Origin of the sequence: Paenibacillus sp. ICGEB2008 (assembly GCF_000307675.1) — a bacterium.
Classification (GTDB): Bacteria; Bacillota; Bacilli; order Paenibacillales; family Paenibacillaceae; genus Paenibacillus; species Paenibacillus polymyxa.
In genome coordinates this window covers 17,770-40,048 of record NZ_AMQU01000027.1, presented here as the reverse complement: position 1 = coordinate 40,048, position 22,279 = coordinate 17,770, and the positions used below count along the sequence as shown (strand labels likewise).

Genomic DNA, 22,279 nt, shown 5'->3' with positions numbered 1-22,279 from the left:
TTAACAAAATAGTTTTATCAACAATTTTTAGTTTAAAAAAAATAATAATGACAATAATATGAACACGTTAACATATACGTTTATATAAAAATATGCAAGTATATTGTCCTTCTTGCGTTGTTTCGCACCTGTTCCAAGACGGTTAAGGCTAACTATTACCCTATCCCGAGACCTTGTTCATATATACATTTCAGCAGAATAGACGCAAGAAAGCACGGGCAGGATAACACTACTTACTAGGCAGGAGGAGCATCTATGAAGACAATCGCAGATACTATTGTACAAGTTTTAGTTAATGCAGGGGTCAAGCGGATCTATGGCATCGTTGGAGATTCATTAAATAATATGGTGGATTCCATTCGCAGCAATGGTCAAATTGAATGGATTCATGTAAGGCACGAAGAAGTGGCTGCCTTTGCAGCTGGAGCAGATGCTGATCTTAGTGGCAGCATTGCCGTATGTGCCGGTAGTAGCGGCCCCGGGAATCTGCATCTGATTAACGGTTTATATGATTGCCACCGCAATCGAGTGCCTGTACTTGCTATTGCGGCTCATATTCCAAGTGATGAAATCGGAAGTGAATATTTTCAGGCTACACACCCTGAGCATCTTTTTGGAGAATGCAGTCACTTTTGTGAGGTAATTACGACACCGCGTCAAATTCCAAGAACAGTGACCATGGCTATTCAGGAGGCAGTTTCACGTTCAGGTGTTTCCGTCATTGTTCTTCCCGGTGACGTAGCAGCTTTGGAAGCGGAAAAGGTGCCCACTCCTGAACATGTCTATCACCCCACAGCACCTGTCGTCCATCCGTCCGCTTCTGAAATTTCCCGGCTGGCCGAATATTTAAATAACGGTAAACGAATTACGCTGCTTTGTGGCGCTGGTTGTGCTCACTCTCACGACTTGCTTATGCAGCTGTGCGACAAGCTAAAGTCTCCCATGGTATCCGCTCTGCGAGGCAAGGAATATCTGGAATATAACAACCCTTATTATGCTGGATTGACGGGGCTGATCGGGTATTCTTCCGGGTACCATGCCTTGATGGATTGTGACGTCCTGCTCATGCTCGGAACAGACTTTCCTTACAGACAATTTTATCCTGAAGATGCGATTGTCCTACAGGTAGATATAGATCCTTCCCATCTCGGCAGACGAACTCCGTTGACGTATGGTTTATGCGGGGATGTAAGGGCAACGTTGGAAATGCTGCTTCCTCATTTAACGTCGAAGCATGATACCAAGCATCTGGAAAAAACCGTCTCCCATTATGCCAAGGTACGCCAGGAGCTGGACGATCTGGCGGTTGGTAAGCCAGGTCATATGCCGATCCATCCGCAATATCTCGCCAAGGTTATCAGTGATGCCGCCCAGGAAAATGCTATTTTCACTTGTGATGTCGGTACTCCCACAGTATGGGCAGCACGTTATTTGCAAATGAACGGTCAGCGCCGACTTCTCGGTTCCTTCAATCATGGTACGATGGCAAATGCACTGCCGCAGGCGATCGGTGCGCAAGCCACTGAGCCTGACCGACAGGTGATTGCCCTCTCAGGCGATGGTGGACTCACGATGCTGATGGGCGACCTGCTCACCCTAAAACAGCATCAACTGCCTGTAAAAGTTATTGTTTTCAACAATGGAGCTCTCGGCTTTGTCGAGTTGGAAATGAAAGCAGCCGGATTCTTGGAAAACGGGACTGAACTGGTTAACCCTGATTTTGGTGCTGTAGCACAAGCCATGGGACTTAAGGGCATTCGGGTTGAAGATCCGACCATGCTGGAGGATGCCATTCAGCAAGCATTGGCTCATGACGGCCCTGTTGTGGTAGATGTGGTGGTGAACCGTCAGGAACTATCCATGCCACCTAAAATTAATCTTAAGCAAGCAGAGGGATTTACACTGTGGATGATGAAAGCCGTGCTGAACGGACGCGGGGACGAGATTGTTGAACTGGCTAAAACCAATCTCTTTCGTTAAATACATGACGAAGCAGTGCTCATTTCAACAAAAAAGGGGCAGGAACAGTGCTTGAACATTGTTCCTGCCCCTTTGGGGCTTGCCTCTTTTACATAACAAAACTCAGCGTAGTCTGTCTGCCGTCGATTTCCGCTTCATGAGCGCGGTTTCCATAAATATAAGCTCGCCCTCATTGGACGGTGACTGAATTCGTTCCAGAATGCAAGCGGCTCCGCGCTCGCTAATCTGCTCAATCGGTCTTTTGACCGTCGTTAACGGTGGAGTCGTATACATTGAGAAGCCGATATCGTCAAACCCAATGATAGAGATATCCTCCGGTACTTTCAAGCCATTTTCAAATACCGCATTCATCGCACCAATAGCCATATCATCGTTAGAGCAAAACACTGCTGTCGGTGGTTCTTCCAAGGCAAGCAGTTGCTTCATTGCCAGACTTCCGCTTTCCGTATCATAGTGACCCTGCACAATATATTCGTGTCGGATCGGCTTACCACGATCAATTAATGCATTCATGAAACCCTCGCGGCGTTGCTGGGTCGACTTGAAGCCTTCTACCCCCTCGATAATCGCAATGCGTTCATGCCCGCTTTCAATGAGAAAGGAAACAGCTTCATAGGAGCCTTCCTTATCATTAGAAATCACATTTACAATCCCAGCCCCAGACACCTGCCGGTTCAGTACAACTAGCGGAATGCCTTGACCTAGCACATGATAAATAAAAGGGTTGTCCGCTTCGCTTTGACTCATCAGAATGATGCCATCAAAACGCTTGCGATGAATAGCAGAAAAATCAGCGTAATCGTCAATTCCTCGCACAAACAGATTGTAATCCACCCCAATGACGTTGTTAACTCCACGGATGGTATCCGCAAAAAAACTGGAGCTGGTGCCTTCTGAAATACTGGTGAAAAACAGGCCTATCGTATGCGAGCGCTGGAGAACCAGGCTTTTAGCATTGTAATTTGGAATGTAATTGAGCTGCTCTGCCAACTCCATAATTTTGCGTTTCGTATCTTCTTTAATCAGCGGGCTGTTATTGAGCGCCCGGGAGACGGTTGTATGGGAAACATTAGCCAGTTTGGCAATGTCTTTAATAGTAGCTGCCATATACGTATCCTTTCCTTAGTAAGGCTCTAAAAAATTATATACTCACCATACCACAGGAGCCGCCCGGAAAAGAAGACCTTCACAAATTATACGCGGTTGTCTGCATGTCTGCTGTCCGTCAGTTTGTACATTTTACCGATTACTAGCATGGCCAATGCCAAGGCAACAGCCGGATAAAGACAAAGCAAGGCTTTGATTCCAAGCAGCGTTCCAGAGGATTGAATCACATTCGGTACATATCCTACAAGCGCCAGTCCAATACCCGATAGAAAGCCGGACAAGGATTGAGCCAATTTACGTGAAAAGTTAAATAGTGAGTAGGTAATCCCTTCCTTGCGCTCCCCGGATGACCATTCGCCGTAATCAATGATATCGGACACGAATGCCCAGGTAACCCCGTTGGGAATACTAATACCAATGAACGAAATACTCGCCAGAATTGTGAAAATATATACGTTGGAAGGCATCAAAAAGTTAATCGAATCGGCAATAACGCTAACTAGCATCCCTAAGATTGCTGTTTTACGTTTACCAAAACGCCGTACCAGTTTGGGCAGGAACAATACACCCAGCAGTGACGAACCGATAATAATAAAATTCATATACGCCATTAATTCTACATGTCCCAAATTATATTCGGCAAAATAGATCAACAGTGCGGACTTGATATTGTAAGCGGAAATGGTGAAAATCGTCATTAAAACGAGTACCAGCAAGGGTTTATTATTAGTAAAGGTGTGCACAATCACGCCTAAAGATAGCTTCTCTTTGGGCCCGGACTGGCTAATAATACGTTCTTTCGTTCCTCGGTAACATATGATGAAAGCGATCACACCAATGAATGACATAATTCCCATGACCACCGGATAGCCAATATGATGGTTAGGAAACAATAAAATAAGCGGCATGACCACGACACTGGTTACGAATAATGCGCCTAGTGATCCCGCCTGACGGAAAGATGACAACGAAGCACGTTGCTGAGTATCCTGCGTAATGGCAGCACCCAACGAGCCGTATGGAATGTTTACAATAGAGTAACCAATCCCCCAGATCATATAGGACGCGTAGGCGTAAATGAGTTTGCCTGTGGGTGAAATATTCGGCGAAATAAAGGTAAGAACCGTAAGAATTGCTAGGATAACGCTTCCAACGACAAGAAAAGGTCTAAATTTTCCGCGTGTACCGATATGTTTGCGATAATCAACAAAGGACCCTACAATGGGATCACAGACGGCGGCGAACAGCTTGCTGACCAAGAAAATGCCTGCGGCGGCTCCTGCAGAAACCCCTGCTACATCCGTAAAAAATTTCAGCAAATACAACTGCCCCAAATCAAACATGAATCCGTTTCCAAAGTCACCCATACCATACGAAATCTTTTCTTTCAGGCTAATATGCTCACCTGTCTTGTTGTCAGTTTGGACGCTCTCCTGCACGATAGGCACTCCCATACCTACACACTCCTCTACACTTGTAATTATTTTCACATACTCATTGATATCTATTTTGGTTTTTAATTGCTCTTGCCGGGAGATGGGTACAAGCTCCTAGCAAGAGCTCCTTTTCTCTGAAGTTAGTGAGTCCTCACTTTAAATGTAGCGTCACTTACTATGAACAACCGTTGGGAAGTTAAAATATTGCTCGGCGTTATTGTAGCAAATATTTTGTACCATGGCTCCGAGCAGTTCCAGATCCTCAGGGGCCTTGCCCTCCTGAACCCACGTTCCGATTAAATCGCAAAGGATACGGCGGAAATATTCATGACGTGTGTAAGATAGAAAGCTGCGCGAATCCGTCAGCATGCCAATAAAGCGGGATAGCACTCCGTAATTAGCCAGCAGCTTCATCTGCTCCTGCATGCCTTCGATATGGTCATTAAACCACCAAGCGGTACCAAACTGGATTTTCCCTACTGTACCACCGGATTGGAAGCTGCCTGCGAGACTTGCCAATACTGGATAGTCAACCGAATTAAGCGAATACAAAATGGTTTTTGGCAATCCTCCTGCCAGTTCCTGTGCATCCAGCAATGCTGCCAGTGGACGAGCGAGGGAACCATCGTTTACAGCATCGTAGCCTGTATCCGGTCCCAAACGACGGAACATCGCAGTGTTGTTGTTACGCAGCGCGTGAATATGGTACTGCATCGCCCAGCCGTGTTCTGCATACTGTTTGCCAAGGAAGACCAGCACGTACGACTTATATTTCGCCTCTTCCAAAGGAGTCACACGGCCTTCCTCCAGCCCCTTGCTGAATATGGCTGCTGCTTCCTCCGGTGTTGTTTCTTCAAAAACTACAGTATCCAGCGCATGATCAGATACCCGACCTCCGGCAGCATGAAAATGGCGCACCCGGCTTGCCAGCGCATTCAAAAATCCTTCAAACCCGGAAACGTCCAATCCGCTGACTTCACCCAATCGAGCCACCCATGGCTGGAAGGTTTCACGATTAATTTCCAAAGCTTTGTCGGGGCGGAAGCTTGGCAACACAGCTACTGGGAAATCGGTCAGCTTGCTGATTTGTTTGTGGTATTCGAGATGGTCGGTCGGATCATCCGTGGTGCACACGACAGTTACCTTCGAGTTCACAATCAGATCACGTGCCCCATAGCCCGGCCCCTGCAGCTTTTGGTTTACCTTTTCCCAAATCACAGGTGCGTTCTGTTCATTCAGCAACTCGTAGACACCAAAAAAGCGTTGAAGCTCCAAATGTGTCCAATGGTACAACGGGTTGCCGATCAATGTAGGTACAGTTTTGGCCCAGGCCAGAAACTTGTCATAATCTTCACCATCACCCGTGATCAATCGCTCCTCGACCCCATTGGCCCGCATAAGTCTCCACTTGTAATGATCACCGTACAACCAAGCTTCCGTAATATTCTTGAATTTTTTATTTTCATAAATTTCTTGTGGACTTAAATGACAATGATAGTCAATAATCGGCATATCCTTGGCATATTGATGATACAAGGTTTCAGCCGTTGGATTGCTCAACAAAAAGTTTTCGTCTAAAAACGTTTTGGTCATTACTTTCTCATCCCTTCTATAATCGTGTTTCTTAATTAATTGTTAACGTTAACAAAAATATTCGAGCTCTACTTACCTTTTAACAATTACATTCTCCATAACATAGAAATCCACGTGGTTATACAGGATGAAAAAGCTATAATATGATTTCTGTACATCCTATCACGCTGGATTACTTCACCTTAAATTTAATGTTTACGTTAACAACAATTACATTGTAACCGCTATCCTTTGTAGAGGAAAGTGATTTTTATCATGTGAGCGGATAAAAATGATCTGCCCCCATTTGAGGAGAACTGTTCTAAACCTTCTCGATGACTGAGACCATAAGAAAATTCCACAAATTTTAATTTCCGCGATAAATCAAACTTTGAAAACGTTTTATACGATTTTCTCTTTTTTTCTGAAAATTTCTTTCTTGAAAATACCAGTTATTGTATTATAATTGCAATATACATCCATTGATTTACATTGAAAGTATTTCATTAGTTTATTTCACACACGAAGAAGAAGAGGTGGTAGCATTGAGTACAAAAGTGCAAGCTGTTCAAACTAAAACTAAAACCAAATCCGATACAAAAGGAGCCGACCTTGTTGTCGACTGTTTGATTAAGCAAGGGGTTACGCATATTTTTGGCATTCCAGGTGCCAAAATCGATTCTGTTTTTGATGTTCTTCAAGATCGGGGTCCAGAATTGATCGTATGCCGCCATGAACAAAATGCCGCCTTTATGGCAGCAGCGGTCGGTCGATTAACTGGTAAGCCGGGTGTATGCATTGTTACCTCGGGTCCAGGCGCGTCTAACTTGGCGACAGGACTTGTCACCGCGAATGCAGAAAGTGATCCTGTCGTCGCCATTGCAGGTGCAGTCCCAAGATCGGAACGCCTGAAACGCACACATCAATCTATGGATAATGCCGGACTATTCGAACCTATCACCAAATACAGTGTAGAAGTAGAACACCCTGATAATGTACCGGAAGCCATTGCTAATGCATTTCGGATTGCGACCTCAGCCCAGCCTGGAGCCACATTCGTCAGCCTGCCGCAGGACGTGTTGACTTCGTCATCCGAAGTAACAGTCATTGAGAAGGTTTCTCTTCCCCAGCTTGGGACCGCACCCGCCGAGCTCATCAAACAAGTCGCAGACCAAATCAGAAAGGCCAAACTGCCCGTACTTCTTCTCGGGATGAAAGCCAGCACGCCTGAAGCCACCGCAGCTATCCGTGCTCTTATTCGAGATACAGATCTGCCTGTTGTCGAAACCTTCCAGGCCGCTGGAGCCATCTCCCGTGAACTGGAAGACCACTATTTTGGAAGAGTGGGGCTGTTCCAAAATCAACCGGGTGATATGCTGCTTGGAGCCGCAGATTTGGTACTGACGATTGGCTATGATCCTATCGAATACGACCCAAAAAACTGGAACATCCCAGCAAATCGAACACTCATTCATCTGGATGACCATCAAGCCGATATTGATCATGATTATCAACCGGACTACGAGTTAATCGGGAACATAGGTCTGATTGTGAGTGGCCTCGCAGAAGAGTTGCCTACCTTAAAGCTACCTAAATCCTCCTGCGACCAATTGAATCGTCTACGCCATGATCTGAACGAGCAAGCAGCTGTTCCAGCCCACAAGCATGATTTTCTGATTCATCCATTACAATTTATTCGCACACTTCGCAGTCTGATTGATGATAACGTCACAGTCACCTGTGATGTCGGTTCACACTACATTTGGATGGCACGGTATTTCCGTTCGTATGAACCGCGACGCCTGCTATTCAGCAACGGAATGCAGACGTTGGGCGTAGCACTGCCTTGGGGGATTGCCGCTACACTCGTCAACCCCGGTCAAAAAGTCGTGTCTATTTCTGGAGACGGAGGATTTCTGTTTTCATCCATGGAGCTCGAAACCGCTGTACGTCTTAACTCACCGCTAGTGCATATTGTATGGAGAGATGGTACCTATGACATGGTCGCCTTTCAACAACAGATTAAATACGGCAGAACGTCTGGTGTAAAATTTGGAGATGTGGATGTTGTGAAATATGCGGAAAGTTTTGGGGCCACCGGATTACGCGTCCACTCTCCTGAAGAACTGGAAAACGTATTGCAGCAAGCTCTTCATACGGATGGCCCTGTGGTCGTTGATATTCCGATTGATTATCAAGATAATATCCAGTTGGGACGCAAACTGCTACCAAATCAATTAAACTAACTTTTACCGAGACTCTCTCGTGACGGTTTCGTGACAATTAAAGAGCAACACGTTATTTTTTATAATTTTTTTGAGCTATTTGTGTTATTTACTGAAACATTACGTTTATTATTGAAAAAGAAAGAAAATGAATGCATACAATTACAAAAGGAAGTGTATTACCATGACCGTTGCAGGACTGGAAACCAAGCAAGAAACTGATCATGATATTTACCAAACGTCCACTATGCTTGCTCTATTAGATGGTCTTTATGATGGAGTTGTTGCCTTTGAGGAGCTGCAAAAGCACGGGGATTTCGGAATTGGTACCTTTGATCAACTGAATGGCGAGATGATCGCGTTCGATGGTGAATTTTATCACTTGCTTCCAGACGGTACGGCCCATCGCGTAAAACCGGAAGAAACTACTCCGTTTTCCACCGTCACCTTTTTCCGCGAAGATTTCACATATACTATTGACCATCCCATGCATCGTGAAGAGCTGGAAGCTTTGCTGCTAAAACTATTTCCAAGCCGTAATCTGTTCTATGCCTTCCGTATGGATGGCACTTTTCGTGAAGTAAAGACACGTACTGTGCCTCATCAAGTGAAGCCTTACAAACCATTTATCGAAGCAACCAAGTCACAGCCTACCTTTACTTTTAATGACGCTTCCGGCGTGATCACAGGCTTTTGGACACCTGCTTATGCCCAAGGGATTGGAGTAGCCGGATTTCATCTCCATTTTATTAATGATGAACGTACTGGAGGCGGGCATGTTTTTGATTTTGTTGTCGACAAGTGCACAATCCGCATTTGTCAAAAATCCAATCTACATCTTGTGCTGCCCGATACACCAGATTACTTGAAGGCTAATTTGTCCAGAGTAGACTTGGAGAAAGAAATCGCTGTTACTGAAGGTGCACAATAATTACGCATATAGCTCATCAAGGTACGGTCCCTTAGCTAGACAATAAAAAAGCAAAAGATCACAGTCAGAAAATGAGGCTACTGCTCTCTGACTGTGATCTTTTTATGTAGGCAACATATATACACAATGCCGCTTATGCTCTCACTCCGGCCTACTTATTCCTCGATCTGGTCTAACTTATCAGCATAATATTGAATGGCACGGGAGTACTCCTGTAATGTTATGTCTGCGGTCGTTTCAGCCAACTCCATGAGCAGCCCCTCCATGGCCTTCCCGAGTTCCCCCAGATTATATAACACCATAGCGTAGAATACCCGAAACGGTCTGTAATCCGGAAATTCGTTCATTCCTGTGTCCAACCACGCTTTCGCCTTGGCGTAATCCCCTAATACACGATATGTACTGCTTAATCCTAGGATGGCTCCTCTCCTGGAATCTGCGGCTAGTGCCATACCTAGGCTTTTTTCATAAAAGGGAACCGCCTCCCTTTCCATGCCCAATACGTCGTGCGTCCAGGCTGTCTGATACCATAACTCCGCTTCTTTCGGCTCCTGCTCAAGGGCCTCTAATAAAAGCTTACGTGCTTCCATTGCCTGTCCTGTACGTCTTAGATCGCTGACTTTTGCAATCATTTGTTCCATGCTAATTCCCCACTTTTTTCTTGACTATTTCCTTGAGATACATGTTACCCGACATTTGAATACGATGTAAATGGAGATTCTCAAATATAATGAAGCGCACAAAAAGACTCTCCGCTTAGGAGAGTCGTTATAGTCCGTTGTTACGACTTATTTAACCTTCAACGATGCTGTACTCAATATTCCCGCTACACGTTGCGTGTCGAAAATACGGGAAAGCTCCTCCACTGCTGTCAAGTACAGCAGGCCGTTGCCCTCCATCTTAGGAGAATTGCCGAGAGGAATTGTGCGTTTGATGAGTTGGGCGTATAATTCCGGTTCGGTGAGATCACGCTCAAAGCTCGCATTCGCCAGCTGCTTAATCAACGCCAATGCACCTGCTACGTGCGGAGTAGCCATCGATGTTCCGCTAAAGGTCGCATATTTCCCGCCCGGAACTGTGGACAAAATATCTTCTCCTGGTGCAACCAAATCCACCTCATTATTAGAATTACTGAACTCTGAGGCGTGTCTGTCAAAGTTGATAGCACCTACGCTGATCACTTCATTATAGCAGCCAGGGTAGCCGAGCTCGTCCGTTCTGTCGTCACCGTCTCCCTCATTTCCAGCTGCACAGATGACCAGGATTTGGCTGGCTACAGCCTTTTTTACTGCTTCATGAAGCTCAGGCACATCCTCAGGGCCACCAAGCGACATTGAGATGATGTCTGCCTTTTGCTCAATCGCATAATAGATACCTTGGATGATCCAGTCATATTGACCGGAGCCCTGCTTGTTTAGCACTTTGATGATGAGCAGATCTGCCTCTGGGGCGACACCTACGACACCATTCTCATTTTCCGCTGCCGCAATGGTTCCTGCCACATGTGTACCATGACTGTTGTAATCCTTGAAAATTTCCGGATCACCTTCATCATCATCCGTGAAATTGCGGCCACCAATAATGCGTGCCTTCAGATCCGGATGGTCCGCATCACAGCCCGTGTCCAGCACCGCCACCTTTACTCCTCGGCCTCGAGTCTGGTTCCATACCGCAGGTGCCTGGATCATCTCCACCCCTCGCGGTATTTCATTCACTTGTTGCTCCTGCTTGATCACTTGGTAAGGAATGATATGCACTTTACGTTCCATCTTATTCCCTCCTTCATGGATTCAATTGGAAACCATCCGTCTTTGAAACTTTGAAAACCTCTACTGCATTCGAGGTTACTATATTCTAGCAATTTTTGAAAAGTTTGAACATCCCAATTTGCTTATTTTTGCAAAAAAAACAGACATCAACCAAATCAATTGGGAAATGTCTGCTCCGGTCCCTCTATGAGCCTTAGATTGATTCCGCTTGTAGCTCAGCCTTAGATAACAACGATTTGTGCTGCCATTTTCGGCCTTTCCAGCGTAAATAGTGAAAAATACCTCGTACCCATTCATCGCATGCATGTGCTATCCACACACCCAGCACACCATATCCCATATGAATGCCTAGCACATATGCTAGCGGGATTTTGATCCCCCACATTGAAATAATGGCCATCATTAAGGGGAACTGAACATCTCCTGCTGCTCGCAGGGAGTTAATGACCACGTGATTGAACACACGGCCCGGCTCCAGCAATATACAGAACAACAAAATCGCTGCCCCTAATTGAATGATCGCTGGCTCGTCCGTAAAGATCGCCATCACTTCATATCGGAAAAAGGATACAGCCACGATCACAGCAATCGTAATGACTAGTGACCATTTCAGGCTTCGCAAAAGTTGATGATATGCTTTTTCCTTGTCTCCAGCTCCAATCAGGCGAGCCACAATAATTTCGGTTCCCTCGCCAACGGCCATTCCAAATACCATAAAAAAGTACACAATCGTATTCGTATAAAAATGAGTTGCAATCGCTGTTGTACCCATAAAGCTGACAAATCGGGTCACCATCATTTGACTAAGCTGATAAGAAAGCCATTCTAGTCCGGCAGGAATCCCAATTTTAAGGATCGACACCAGCTTGCTCCATTGAAGCTGTACATAATATTGGATACGAATCGGCGCACTTACACGTTTGTACAGCAGGATAAAAATCCACACACATGCGACGACGCGGCTAATAACCGTTGAAATCGCTGCTCCCGCCACTCCCATTTGCGGCAGACCAAACCAGCCGTATATGAGCAATGCATTTCCCACAACATGCAATATATTCATACCAATGCCTACGATCATCGTATCTTTGGTAAAACCATGCGAGCGAATGACCGGCCCTGCGGTTAGCATAAGGGCTTCCAGAAACAGCGAACCCCCTGCCAGCATCATATAGATTTCTGCATTTTCCTTGATGGTCGGAGTAATATGATAGAAGGATAGTAAAAAATCCCGGCTCACGATAAACATCAAACTCAGCGCCAGGCCAAATACCAGATTAAAGGTTAGTGCCGATGCGGTAACACGGCTTGCGTCCACATGCTTTTGCGCACCTAATAACTGAGCAATGATCACACCTACTCCAAGACCAAGCAGATTGAAGAGTATAATCGTAAATTCAATTAACTGTCTGGATACACCGACAGCCGATACAACCTCATCTGAAACATGGCTAAGCATGAACGTATCCACGCTACCCATCAAAATATGAAATAGCATTTCTATGAAGATCGGCCAAGTAATCGCGAAAACCGTCATCGTTTTAACGGCCTGCGCTTGCTTGGAGCCACTTTCCTGCGACAATGACATACTTCTGTATTCCTCCCGCTTCCGTATGTAAATCCAAATTTACCCATACATTTTTTGATAACGCTTACTTATTGGTAAAAAATCATATGTTTTTTATCATTTTTATAATATTCCAAGCGGTCCTGCAATTGTCCTGTGTGGAATTCGAACTTGTGTCCGTCTGGATCTGTAAAATAGACTGATCTTTTATCCTGTTCATTTCGCTCCCGTCCGGGCAGAATAGGGACATTAAGAGTTTTCAGCTTGTTAAGCATACTTTCAAAATCCGCTTCCGCTACTGAAAATGCAATATGCGTGTAGGAATGATGAATTTCATTTCTAGGAATATCCTCTTCCACATTGAGAGCCAACCACATTCCCAGGCAATCCAGATAAGCCAGCTTGCGTCCTTTAACGAGCAGTTTTCCATCTAGTACATTTTGATAGAATTGTATAGACTTCTCCAAATTAGACACCGAAAAGCAAATGTGATTCCATCCTTGTATGCTCATGCTTCCTATTCCTTTCAACGAACCCTGTTCAGCCAGTAATTCCATGCTTCTGTATATTGGTCTAGATCTTCCGGATGATGGCGAATGCAGGTAGCTATACGAAAGTATAATCCCTGTAGCACTTCCCTGTTCAGCTCATATTCCCCTGTCATCTCTGGACTAAGCTTATCTACTGCCGGCAAAATGGTATCGATGGTCAGCCTATCCGGTGAAGAACAAAAGGCATATATCAAATCATACAGAGGTTCTCCCACCACTGGATCAGGGTCAATAATACCTGTCAATGTACCATTTTCGGCAAACACAAAATTATGTACTCCGAAATCGCCATGAAGCAAATATTTAATATTCCGTTGCGGTGATCCGGCCACAAGAGTGTGGATGAACCGATGATTTTCTAAGGGTAAGACGTCTTGTATAATCTTTTCGGATTCTTTCGTTCTGTGGAGCAAAAAATCTCTCCATTCCACAAACGGATGATCCGAATAACCATACTTGTGTTCCTCTCGAAGGGATTTGTAGTGTGCAATGACCTCTGTCGCCAGACTGAGCAGCAAATCACCCTTATTTCTTTCACTATATTGCCTAGTGAACCCTGGCTTGAACGCATATACCAAATAACGATGCAGGGAATCTACATAAATCACTCGAGATAGCTTCTCAATCTGTGCATAGGTAAGCAAAAATTCTGCCTCGGCTTTTACAATCGCGGGATCATTTTGCTTAATGACATATCGTGGTCTGGTACCGTCCATGACAACAACCACTTCACTCGAAGTTCCGCCAGTCAGCGGTTTGAGATTTTGCATATGGCTTTCAAGCACGCCTGCTTCATACAGCTCATTCAGGATAAATTGAATGTCCATGTAAAACCTCCCTATGCATCTGATCCATAAATAATACGACAAATAATGCGGCTGGCGCTTCGGATTGCTAATCTAGCCCACCTGTTCGCCAGCCATTCTTTTCTTACAAATATATTTTTTCACGCTCCGCATAGATTTCAAGCGCCCGCTCCATCTTATGGACATAGGCCTTATCCTGACTGGTACATAGAAAAGTGACATGTCCCTCCTGCAATTGGCCCGTTGTCAACGGAGCTGCCAGTAAATTACGCTCGGACAGCACCTGTTTCAAGCGTTTGACCGTTCCCTGGCTCCCATCAATGAGCTGAATATGAGAAGGCAACAGTTCTCTCAAAATTTCCTTATAAAATGGATAATGTGTACATCCCAACACGACCGTACCATAGACGTCTAAGTTAAACGAAGACAGCTTATGGTTAAAATAATTGAACAATTCCGTACGGTCAAAATTCAACTGTTCGCAATATTGTACGAGCTCCGGCAAAGGCAATGAGTCCACACTTCCGTGATCGTCAACTCTGGATACCAGTGCCGCATAACCGGATTGTTTTAATGTCAACGGTGTCGCCAGCACCAGAACTCTTTTACCATTGGCTCGGTTCATCTCGACCGCTGGCTTCACGGCTGGTTCCATTCCGATAATCGGAAATTTATATTCCTTCCTTAGCTCCGCCACCGCGATACTTGTAGCCGTATTGCAGGCAATCACCAATGCCTTAATATCCTCTTTTAGAATCGTTTGCACCGAAGCCTTGACATAACCAAGCACCTCTTGGGGTGTTTTCGTTCCATAAGGAACATGAAGCGTATCCGCCATGTAAACAAAATTTTCGTTTGGCAAACGTCTTAGCGCCTCAGACAATACTGTAATTCCACCCAATCCCGAATCAAAAAAACCTATCTTCAAGCTACTCACCTTTTTTCGTTCAACTATGGTGTTAAATCTTGATGGCACCATGTTCATTTCCTTCCTCGCCTATCCAAGCATACTCTTCATTAGACTTTACATTTAAATTTTACCGCAAAACTGATATTTTGCAAAAGAAACACGTAAATTTCACAGTGTAAAAAATAAAGCAGCTTTTCAAAGTAAATTTAATATAGAAGTGTTGACAGATATTATCTTTATATTGTAATATTACGTGGTAACTTACTAACTAAACTTACTTATTCAACTTACTTAGGGGGAAATAAATCATGTCTAAAGTATTATTTGTCAAAGCTAATGATCGTACAGCTGAAGAATCTGCAACAGTTAAATTGTATAACGCATTCGTGGAAAGCTACAAGTCTTCCCACCCATCTGATGAAATCACTGAGCTGGACCTGTTCTCCGTCGAGCTTCCTTATCTGAACGCTAACATGATCAACGGCACGTTCAAATCCGCAAGAGGCATGGAGCTGAACGCAGAAGAAGCTCGCCTGGCAAACATCGCTAATGGTTACCTGGATCAATTCTTGGCAGCAGACAAAGTCGTATTTGCTTTCCCGCTCTGGAATATGACGATTCCAGCTGTACTGCACACATACATTGACTACCTGAACCAAGCAGGTAAAACATTCAAATACACTGCTGAAGGTCCTGTAGGTCTTGTAACTGACACTAAAGTAGCCCTGTTGAATGCAAGAGGCGGCGTTTATTCCGAAGGGCCTGCTGCTGCTGCTGAGATGTCTTTGAACTTCATGAGCAACATCTTAACCTTCTTCGGTGTTAAAGACATTGTGAAGGTTGTACTGGAAGGACATAACCAAGCTCCTGACCAAGCACAAGAGATCGTTGCTTCTGCCGTACAACGTGCAGTAGACGCAGCAAAATCGTTCTAATTATATATATGAAAAAAAGAGGATGTCCGCACCCTTTACGGGATGGAAATCCTCTTTTTTTTGATACAAAATACAAAAACACGTGCTCCCCTGATCTGTGATCAAGTAAGAAGCACGTGTCTGTATGAGCTTACCTCTATTTAAGGAATGAACTGCTGCACGATTTTTACAACCTTACCGTCACGAAGCGTAACATGGTATGGAAATTGGCTGAGGTCCAGAACATCCTTTTTAGCAAAATCCTTCTCAAACTGTGCCAAAGGAATGGATTCGTTCCATTGCACGTCTGTGTCTTCTATATTCCCTGTGTGGTCATAAATCTGCACCTCTACCGTAGCATCTGGTGCAACCTGATACACGTCATTTTGTACGGAATTGTTTACGATGTAGTAGCCATCCGGCGCTCCATCCAATCCTGTATTTCCTTCATGCTCCACAAATGCTTTGTCTGCTGCTGCGCCTTCGTACCATTCAATCGGGTCTGCTGACAAATAAATTTGTCCATCGCGAATGTCCATTTGGTTTATATATACGGTCTCCTGATTTTCAGCAGCTGCTACAGGTGTGTAGCCTTGCGCTGTTGCCCCTGCCGTCGTAATCAGCATCATCATCAAAGTCAATACGGTCCATTTCGAAGCTAATTTCATCATGTCTGATCTCTCCTTGCCGTTTGGGTATGTACACGGTGTCTGTAAGCTTCATTACCCTTGTGTACCTATCATAAACTTTGAACGGTTAAAAAGTGTATCAGATACATAAAAAATAAGTTACGATTTTTTAAGACTTGGTCTTAAAACTTGATGACATGTCCTAATTTACCTTTGTTATTTTAGTAATCCCACCTGACGTGCCTGTTCCTCGGTGAGAATAAACTCTTCATTTTGCCATACCTCGTCCTCTTTGGTTACAGCAAACATCCCCATAATCTCTGTCCAGATTCCTTTGTCGGCGGCTTCCTTTTGTGTAATGATTATTTTCATATGAATCCCATCCTCCTCAAGAATGCGTGCAATGTGTAGCCCACTGCGCAAGCAGATGGTTTCTCCGATTGCTACTCCAAATCCAACTGCCCGCTTCGTTACTCAGCTTATCCTTGCCATTATCATCTTTCATGAATTTATCCAAAACAACAACGATCTAACAAACTGATACCAATACTCAGACTAAAATATATCTTTTCGTTTCAAAGCTCCAACCCTTATATATGGGAGCCACAGTGCTTGTCCTAAATTGCAAAAGGGATAACTGTTCCGCTTATAACATATGTACCCTTTTCCCACCGAGATTATTCGTATTTTATTTATGATCTTAAAACTTTATATTACTTCCGTGGGTAATGATCTATTTGGAACGACTGGGTATAAAATAAAAACGGCTGCAGTTATCCTACAAGCCGTTTCTACTAATAAATTTTTATGTTTGGTCCGTTTCTCGTAGCGGTCACGAGCCGCATACCGTTACTTCAATAATTCTGATGTTTTTGCCCTATTTTTACACGGAAAAGTAAAAAGGCTGTACGCATACAGGCTTGGACACAGTTACTTGTTGTCCTGTGTAAGTCAAGCGACCGCTTGCCTTGTCCACTTTGAAGGTAACAATATTGTTGGTGTCGCGGTTAGCCACGAGCATATAATCACCATTAGGTGTCAAAGCAAAATGACGCGGATGCTCGCCTTCAGCAGATACATGCTCCACTAGACTCAGCTTGCCTGTTGCAGCATCTACAGCGTACACTACGATGCTATCATGTCCACGGTTGGAACCGTAAAGATAAGCTCCATCCTGTGAGATCGCAATTTCTGCAGTTGTGTTTTCGCCAGTAAAGTCAGACGGCAATGTCGGTACACTCTCCAGCTCAGTAAGCTTACCAGCTTCTGCATCATATGCGAAAGAAGTAATGGAAGAATCCACTTCGTTAATAACAAAAGCAAATTTACTGTTCGGGTGGAACGTCAAGTGACGTGGACCTGCACCTGCATGGGTTTTTGTTTCACCGTGCAGCACCAGTTGCCCTTTGCTGTCATCAATGGTATAAATACGGATCAGATCCAGTCCAAGATCTTGTACGAACAGGAAGCGGCCGTCCGGGCTAAAGAAGCTGGAATGTGGATGTGGACGATCCTGACGCTCAGGATGCGCTCCTTTGCCCTCGTGCTGTTTAACATCCAGCAACTCACCGATACGTCCGTCCTCAGTCAGAGAGACCAGCCCTACCATACCTCCGTGGTAGCTGACCACAATCAGGTAACGATCGGATGGATCACGCTGAATATGACAAGTTGTGGAGCCTACGTTTTCCGCACGATTTAGCAATGTAAATGTGCCTTTAACCGGGTCAATTTCAAAAGCAGAGGCTTCGCCTACCTTCGCTCCTGCAGCGGAAGTTGTCTCGCCAATAGAATACAGCTTCCGATTTTTAACGTCCACATTTAGGAATGTAGGATTTTTTAAGCCGGAGAACTCATCCTGTAGTGTCAGGGCTCCTGTCTGTTCATTAAAAGTATACGAATAAACTCCGTTACCTTCCAATTCGGCGTAAGAGCCTGCGAATACGAGCAATTTTTGTTGTGCTGTCATGGTTGTGTCCTCCTTGGATTAAAAAAATGATGGGCAATTGGAATGATTGCTCCTGTTACAGATATTGCTTTAAGAGGCGCGCTCCACCACAGGCTCTGTAGACAATGTTACATTTCCTGCTACGGCACGCGAGATCATGCATGAGGTTTCAGCCTGCTCCGCAAGGCGCAATGCTTGTTCGATTTGTGATTCTGCTGCATCGACGGACAATAGAACTCGCGGACGATGCACGATTCGGCGATATGTAAAAATGTTGTTCGTTACATCGACGATCCCTTCTGATTCCAGTGCCAGTGATACCACCGGGAGACTGGCACGCTCCATCATCGCCGCCAAAGTAATCAGATAGCAGGTAGCAGCTGCACCGAGCAGCATTTCATCCGGATTGGTGCCCACACCAGGGCCTCCCATCTCAGCCGGAATCGAAATCGCTGTTCGCAACTGTCCGGCCTCAATACGCCCGTCGCTGTTGCGCCCCCCGTTCCAGTCTGCCTTGAGCAGAAAGGTATGCTCCATTTCAGGTCACTCCTCTCTCTTGTATTATGAATCTTTACACAGGTGAATGTAAAGGTTAGTCAATCTCCTGATTTTTAGTTTCGGTACCCAGCAACCATACAGCAACTGCTCCGATCAGGATAGCTACGAAGAAAATCGCAAAGATAGATGGTAACGCTATGCCTTGTCCTACGAGTATACCAACCACAAAAGGCCCGATTACGCCCCCAATACGGCCAAATGCAGCTGCCATACCCACACCGGTAGAACGAGCAGACGTTGGGTATAGCTCCGGGGTATAAGCATACATGGCGCCCCATGCACCGAGATTAAAGAAGGACAAGCAGATACCAGCAGCCAGCAGCATCCCTGCCGTTTCCGAAGTTCCAAACCAAATAGCGGACACTGCTGTGAGCAACAAGTAGATAATTAGTACAAATTTGCGACCCAGCTTTTCAATCAGATAGGCAGCGGTAAAATAACCTGGTAATTGTGCAAGTGTCATGATTAGGACATACTCAAAGCTTTTAACCAGTTCAAACCCTTTCATAAACATTATGCTTGGCAGCCACAGGAACATGCCATAGTATGAAAATACAACTGTAAACCATAAAATCCACAGCATTAGCGTAGACTTGCGATGGGGTCCTGACCAAATCGCAGCCAAGCGTGCACGTAACGGAAGTTTGACGCTTTGCTGTTTGTATCGCGGTGAATCCTCAATAGCTCTGCGCAAATAAAGAGCGTACAGGGCAGGTACTGCGCCGAGAATAAAGGCAAGCTGCCAACCATATTTCGGAATAACAAAATAGGCAATAAGAGCCGAAAGAATCCAACCTGCCGCCCAGAAGCTTTCCAGCAGCACAACCGCTCTCCCTCGTTCTTTCACAGGCACTGATTCTGACACCAGTGTCGAAGCAACAGGCAATTCTCCACCTAAGCCTGCGCCAGCAATAAAACGCAGCACCAGCAGCATACCGAGACCTGTAGCCAAAGCAGACAAGCCACTGGCAATGGAAAAGATCAACAGGGTCCACACTAATATAGCGCGTCTGCCGTAACGATCTGCCAAAATCCCTGCCAAAGCAGCCCCAAATACCATTCCTATCGAATTCATTGCAGTCAGCAGACCAATCTGCTCTGACCCGAGATGCCACTCCTTAGCCAATGCTGCGACTATAAATGAGAGCAGCCCCACATCCATAGCATCAAACAGCCAGCTAAGTCCTGCGCTAAACAGCAATTTCCTTTTTTTGGCTGGTGGTAATGAAGTTAATTCACTCATGATCCGCTCTCCCTTAAAAATGCATCGTATGTAGACGTATATTCAGGTGTCTTGTCACCTGTAGTCCAGCCTCTATTGTACCGCAAGCTTCCTCAATCCGCGAGCATTTTAACGCAGAAAAAAACGGAAGATTGCCTACGGCAATTCTCCCGCCTTCTGGAACCTGCCACTTACCGGTTTTGGACCAGACCGATGATCGTCACCATGAGCACCAGCAGCTGGATGAGTGTATCGTTACTCATTCCAATCGCCTCCATCCCATATGAGATACTCCTTCGGCCGTTTCCCCTCTCCCCGGATTATGACGCTTGTTCCCCACTACATACCTATGCAGGTGGCGGGAAGCTTATGATCAATATTAGACACAAATCTTCAAACATACATTTAAGGTTTAATCCAGGACCACTGCAAATCCATTTCCTGAATGCATTCACGACTATCATGTTCATCATTGGCCACCAGCGGGGTCACCGGATAGATGCTCATATCACCTTGCTCATACGTGCGCAATAAAGGCAGCAACTCATCAATGTTCTGGAGCGACGGATCTAGCCATGAATCTATTTGGTCTACTTCCAAAATAGCGGGCATACGGCTGTCAAATTCACGTATATCCGTGTTAGCTTGAACCGTCATCATCGTACAGGTGCGTAACGGTTCCTTTCGGCTATCCTGCCATATCTCATATAGCCCCGCGACCGCAAACATTTTCTGTTCCGGCAGTACCACCCGGACGGCACACATGCGTTTGCCTAATTTTCGCCAATAATAAAATCCATTGCAAGGAATTATACAGCGGCGGGTTTCCGCCATCTTGCGATAACTGGGATTTACTCGAACGGTATTCAGGTCCGCATTGACACAATCCTTGCCCCAATAGGGAATAAATCCCCAACGAAATTCATCAAGCACCCGTTCTCCATCCTGATGCAGCACGATTGGAACATGCTGGGTGGGACTCATGTTATAACGTGTTTTATAATAATACATGACACGTTGTATACCAAAATGATCCCTGACCTCATCCAAATCTGCCGATAACGAAAATCTTTTGCACATATGCAATTCATCCTTCCGCCTTTTTTTACCTATTGTGCGGATATACAAGGAAAAATATGCATAAGGAAGAATTTTACAAAAATCTGATACTCAAAACATATAGCAATATCCCCGCAGTCATGAAGCTACGGGGATAGATACTAACTTATATCGTTATTACTTCTTCTCTACAGCGTGGCCGCCAAATTCATTGCGCAGTGCAGCAACTACTTTTCCGTTGAATGTATCGGCATCCAGCGAACGGTAGCGCATCAGCAAGGACAAGGCAATGACCGGAGTTGCTGCTTGAAGATCCAGTGCTTCCTCAACTGTCCATTTACCTTCGCCGGAAGAGTGCATAACCCCACGGATTTCGTCCAGGTTTGCATCTTTGGAAAATGCGCGTTCTGTCAAGCCCATCAGCCAAGAGCGGATAACGGAACCGTTGTTCCACACACGCGCTACTTGTTCGTAATCAAAGTCAAAGTTACTTTTCTCCAGCACTTCAAAGCCTTCACCGATGGATGCCATCATGCCGTATTCCACACCATTGTGAACCATTTTTAGAAAATGTCCGCTACCGGATTTACCTGCATACAGATATCCATTTTCCACCGCTGTATCGCGGAAAATGGGCTCAACAACTGCCCAAGCTTCTGGATCGCCACCGATCATATAACAAGCACCGTTGCGCGCGCCTTCCATACCGCCAGAAGTTCCTGCATCCATGAAGCTAATACCATATTCTTTCAGACGGGCATGGCGAGCAATGGACTCTTTGTAATGAGAGTTTCCGCCTTCGATAATGATATCTCCTTTGGACAACATCGGTTGAAGCTGATCCAGTACAGAATCAACAATTTGGTGAGGAACCATAATCCACAGCACTCTAGGGGATTGAGTTGCTTGCACAAGCTCTTCCAAAGTAGAAGCACCCTTAGCTCCATATTCCTTCATTTCTTGGATTGCAGCTGCGTTGACGTCATAAGCCACAACTTCATGCTTATGATCGATCAGGTTTTTTCCAAGATTCAAGCCCATTTTTCCCAAACCAATTAATCCTACTTGCATTATAAAGGCCTCCTGCCGTAGCAA

Annotated in this window: 20 protein-coding genes; 4 read left to right on the top strand and 16 right to left on the bottom strand. The window is 45.1% G+C overall.

The window, feature by feature from the left end; genetic code table 11:
• The first annotated feature begins 255 nt into the window (after positions 1-255).
• A complete protein-coding gene (gene poxB / locus C400_RS0122820; RefSeq protein WP_017428345.1) occupies positions 256-1,980 on the top strand; it encodes a ubiquinone-dependent pyruvate dehydrogenase in 1,725 nt (574 codons plus the stop codon).
• A gap of 102 nt (positions 1,981-2,082) precedes the next feature.
• Here the strand turns inward: poxB and C400_RS0122815 are convergent, their stop codons facing one another.
• The 3 genes from C400_RS0122815 to uxaC form a co-directional block, all read right to left on the bottom strand.
• Positions 2,083-3,087, bottom strand: coding sequence for a LacI family DNA-binding transcriptional regulator (locus C400_RS0122815; protein WP_016821073.1), 1,005 nt, complete (start codon positions 3,085-3,087; stop codon positions 2,083-2,085).
• Positions 3,088-3,173: 86 nt separating this feature from the next.
• Positions 3,174-4,541, bottom strand: a complete 1,368-nt coding sequence (locus C400_RS0122810; RefSeq protein ID WP_017428344.1) for a glycoside-pentoside-hexuronide (GPH):cation symporter — start codon at positions 4,539-4,541, stop codon at positions 3,174-3,176.
• Between the two features lie 150 nt (positions 4,542-4,691).
• Positions 4,692-6,116, bottom strand: coding sequence for a glucuronate isomerase (gene uxaC / locus C400_RS0122805; RefSeq protein WP_016821071.1), 1,425 nt, complete (start codon positions 6,114-6,116; stop codon positions 4,692-4,694).
• A 515-nt stretch (positions 6,117-6,631) separates the two neighbouring features.
• Here uxaC and alsS point away from each other — a divergent pair.
• Together alsS and budA are read left to right on the top strand one after the other, a co-directional pair.
• Entirely contained in the window at positions 6,632-8,341 is a 1,710-nt protein-coding gene (gene alsS / locus C400_RS0122800; protein WP_026065499.1) for an acetolactate synthase AlsS, read from the top strand.
• A gap of 163 nt (positions 8,342-8,504) precedes the next feature.
• Positions 8,505-9,251, top strand: a complete 747-nt coding sequence (gene budA, locus C400_RS0122795) for an acetolactate decarboxylase (RefSeq protein WP_016821069.1) — start codon at positions 8,505-8,507, stop codon at positions 9,249-9,251.
• A 155-nt stretch (positions 9,252-9,406) separates the two neighbouring features.
• Here the strand turns inward: budA and C400_RS0122790 are convergent, their stop codons facing one another.
• The 6 genes from C400_RS0122790 to murI all read right to left on the bottom strand — a co-directional run bounded on the left by C400_RS0122790 (position 9,407) and on the right by murI (position 14,923).
• Complete coding sequence (locus tag C400_RS0122790) at positions 9,407-9,892, bottom strand: tetratricopeptide repeat protein (protein WP_017428342.1); 486 nt, start codon at positions 9,890-9,892, stop codon at positions 9,407-9,409.
• 147 nt (positions 9,893-10,039) lie between these two features.
• Complete coding sequence (locus C400_RS0122785) at positions 10,040-11,020, bottom strand: S8 family peptidase (protein WP_016821067.1); 981 nt, start codon at positions 11,018-11,020, stop codon at positions 10,040-10,042.
• A 193-nt stretch (positions 11,021-11,213) separates the two neighbouring features.
• Entirely contained in the window at positions 11,214-12,608 is a 1,395-nt protein-coding gene (locus C400_RS0122780; protein ID WP_016821066.1) for an MATE family efflux transporter, read from the bottom strand.
• A 68-nt stretch (positions 12,609-12,676) separates the two neighbouring features.
• Positions 12,677-13,099, bottom strand: coding sequence for a metallothiol transferase FosB (gene fosB / locus C400_RS0122775; protein WP_017428341.1), 423 nt, complete (start codon positions 13,097-13,099; stop codon positions 12,677-12,679).
• 14 nt (positions 13,100-13,113) lie between these two features.
• Positions 13,114-13,965, bottom strand: a complete 852-nt coding sequence (locus C400_RS0122770) for an aminoglycoside phosphotransferase family protein (RefSeq protein WP_016821063.1) — start codon at positions 13,963-13,965, stop codon at positions 13,114-13,116.
• Positions 13,966-14,068: 103 nt separating this feature from the next.
• Positions 14,069-14,923, bottom strand: coding sequence for a glutamate racemase (gene murI / locus C400_RS0122765; protein ID WP_017428340.1), 855 nt, complete (start codon positions 14,921-14,923; stop codon positions 14,069-14,071).
• 239 nt (positions 14,924-15,162) lie between these two features.
• Between murI and C400_RS0122760 the strand changes: the two genes are divergently transcribed.
• Positions 15,163-15,789, top strand: a complete 627-nt coding sequence (locus C400_RS0122760) for an FMN-dependent NADH-azoreductase (protein WP_016821060.1) — start codon at positions 15,163-15,165, stop codon at positions 15,787-15,789.
• Positions 15,790-15,929: 140 nt separating this feature from the next.
• Here C400_RS0122760 and C400_RS0122755 read toward each other — a convergent pair whose 3' ends face one another.
• The 7 genes from C400_RS0122755 to gnd form a co-directional block, all read right to left on the bottom strand.
• The gene (locus tag C400_RS0122755) at positions 15,930-16,439 is read right to left on the bottom strand and encodes a hypothetical protein (RefSeq protein ID WP_017428339.1); all 510 of its coding nucleotides are present in this window, start codon (positions 16,437-16,439) and stop codon (positions 15,930-15,932) included.
• A 174-nt stretch (positions 16,440-16,613) separates the two neighbouring features.
• On the bottom strand, positions 16,614-16,769 hold the full coding sequence (locus tag C400_RS28190; protein ID WP_013370850.1) for a hypothetical protein: 156 nt from the start codon (positions 16,767-16,769) through the stop codon (positions 16,614-16,616).
• A 511-nt stretch (positions 16,770-17,280) separates the two neighbouring features.
• Entirely contained in the window at positions 17,281-18,366 is a 1,086-nt protein-coding gene (locus tag C400_RS0122745; RefSeq protein ID WP_017428338.1) for a lactonase family protein, read from the bottom strand.
• A gap of 69 nt (positions 18,367-18,435) precedes the next feature.
• A complete protein-coding gene (locus C400_RS0122740) occupies positions 18,436-18,882 on the bottom strand; it encodes an OsmC family protein (protein ID WP_017428337.1) in 447 nt (148 codons plus the stop codon).
• Positions 18,883-18,937: 55 nt separating this feature from the next.
• Positions 18,938-20,146 (bottom strand): MFS transporter, encoded by a 1,209-nt coding sequence (locus tag C400_RS0122735; RefSeq protein ID WP_017428336.1) that lies wholly within the window; start codon positions 20,144-20,146, stop codon positions 18,938-18,940.
• Positions 20,147-20,530: 384 nt separating this feature from the next.
• Complete coding sequence (locus C400_RS0122725; RefSeq protein ID WP_017428335.1) at positions 20,531-21,205, bottom strand: SOS response-associated peptidase; 675 nt, start codon at positions 21,203-21,205, stop codon at positions 20,531-20,533.
• Between the two features lie 156 nt (positions 21,206-21,361).
• Complete coding sequence (gnd, locus tag C400_RS0122720; RefSeq protein ID WP_016821053.1) at positions 21,362-22,255, bottom strand: phosphogluconate dehydrogenase (NAD(+)-dependent, decarboxylating); 894 nt, start codon at positions 22,253-22,255, stop codon at positions 21,362-21,364.
• Between the last annotated feature and the right edge of the window lie 24 nt (positions 22,256-22,279).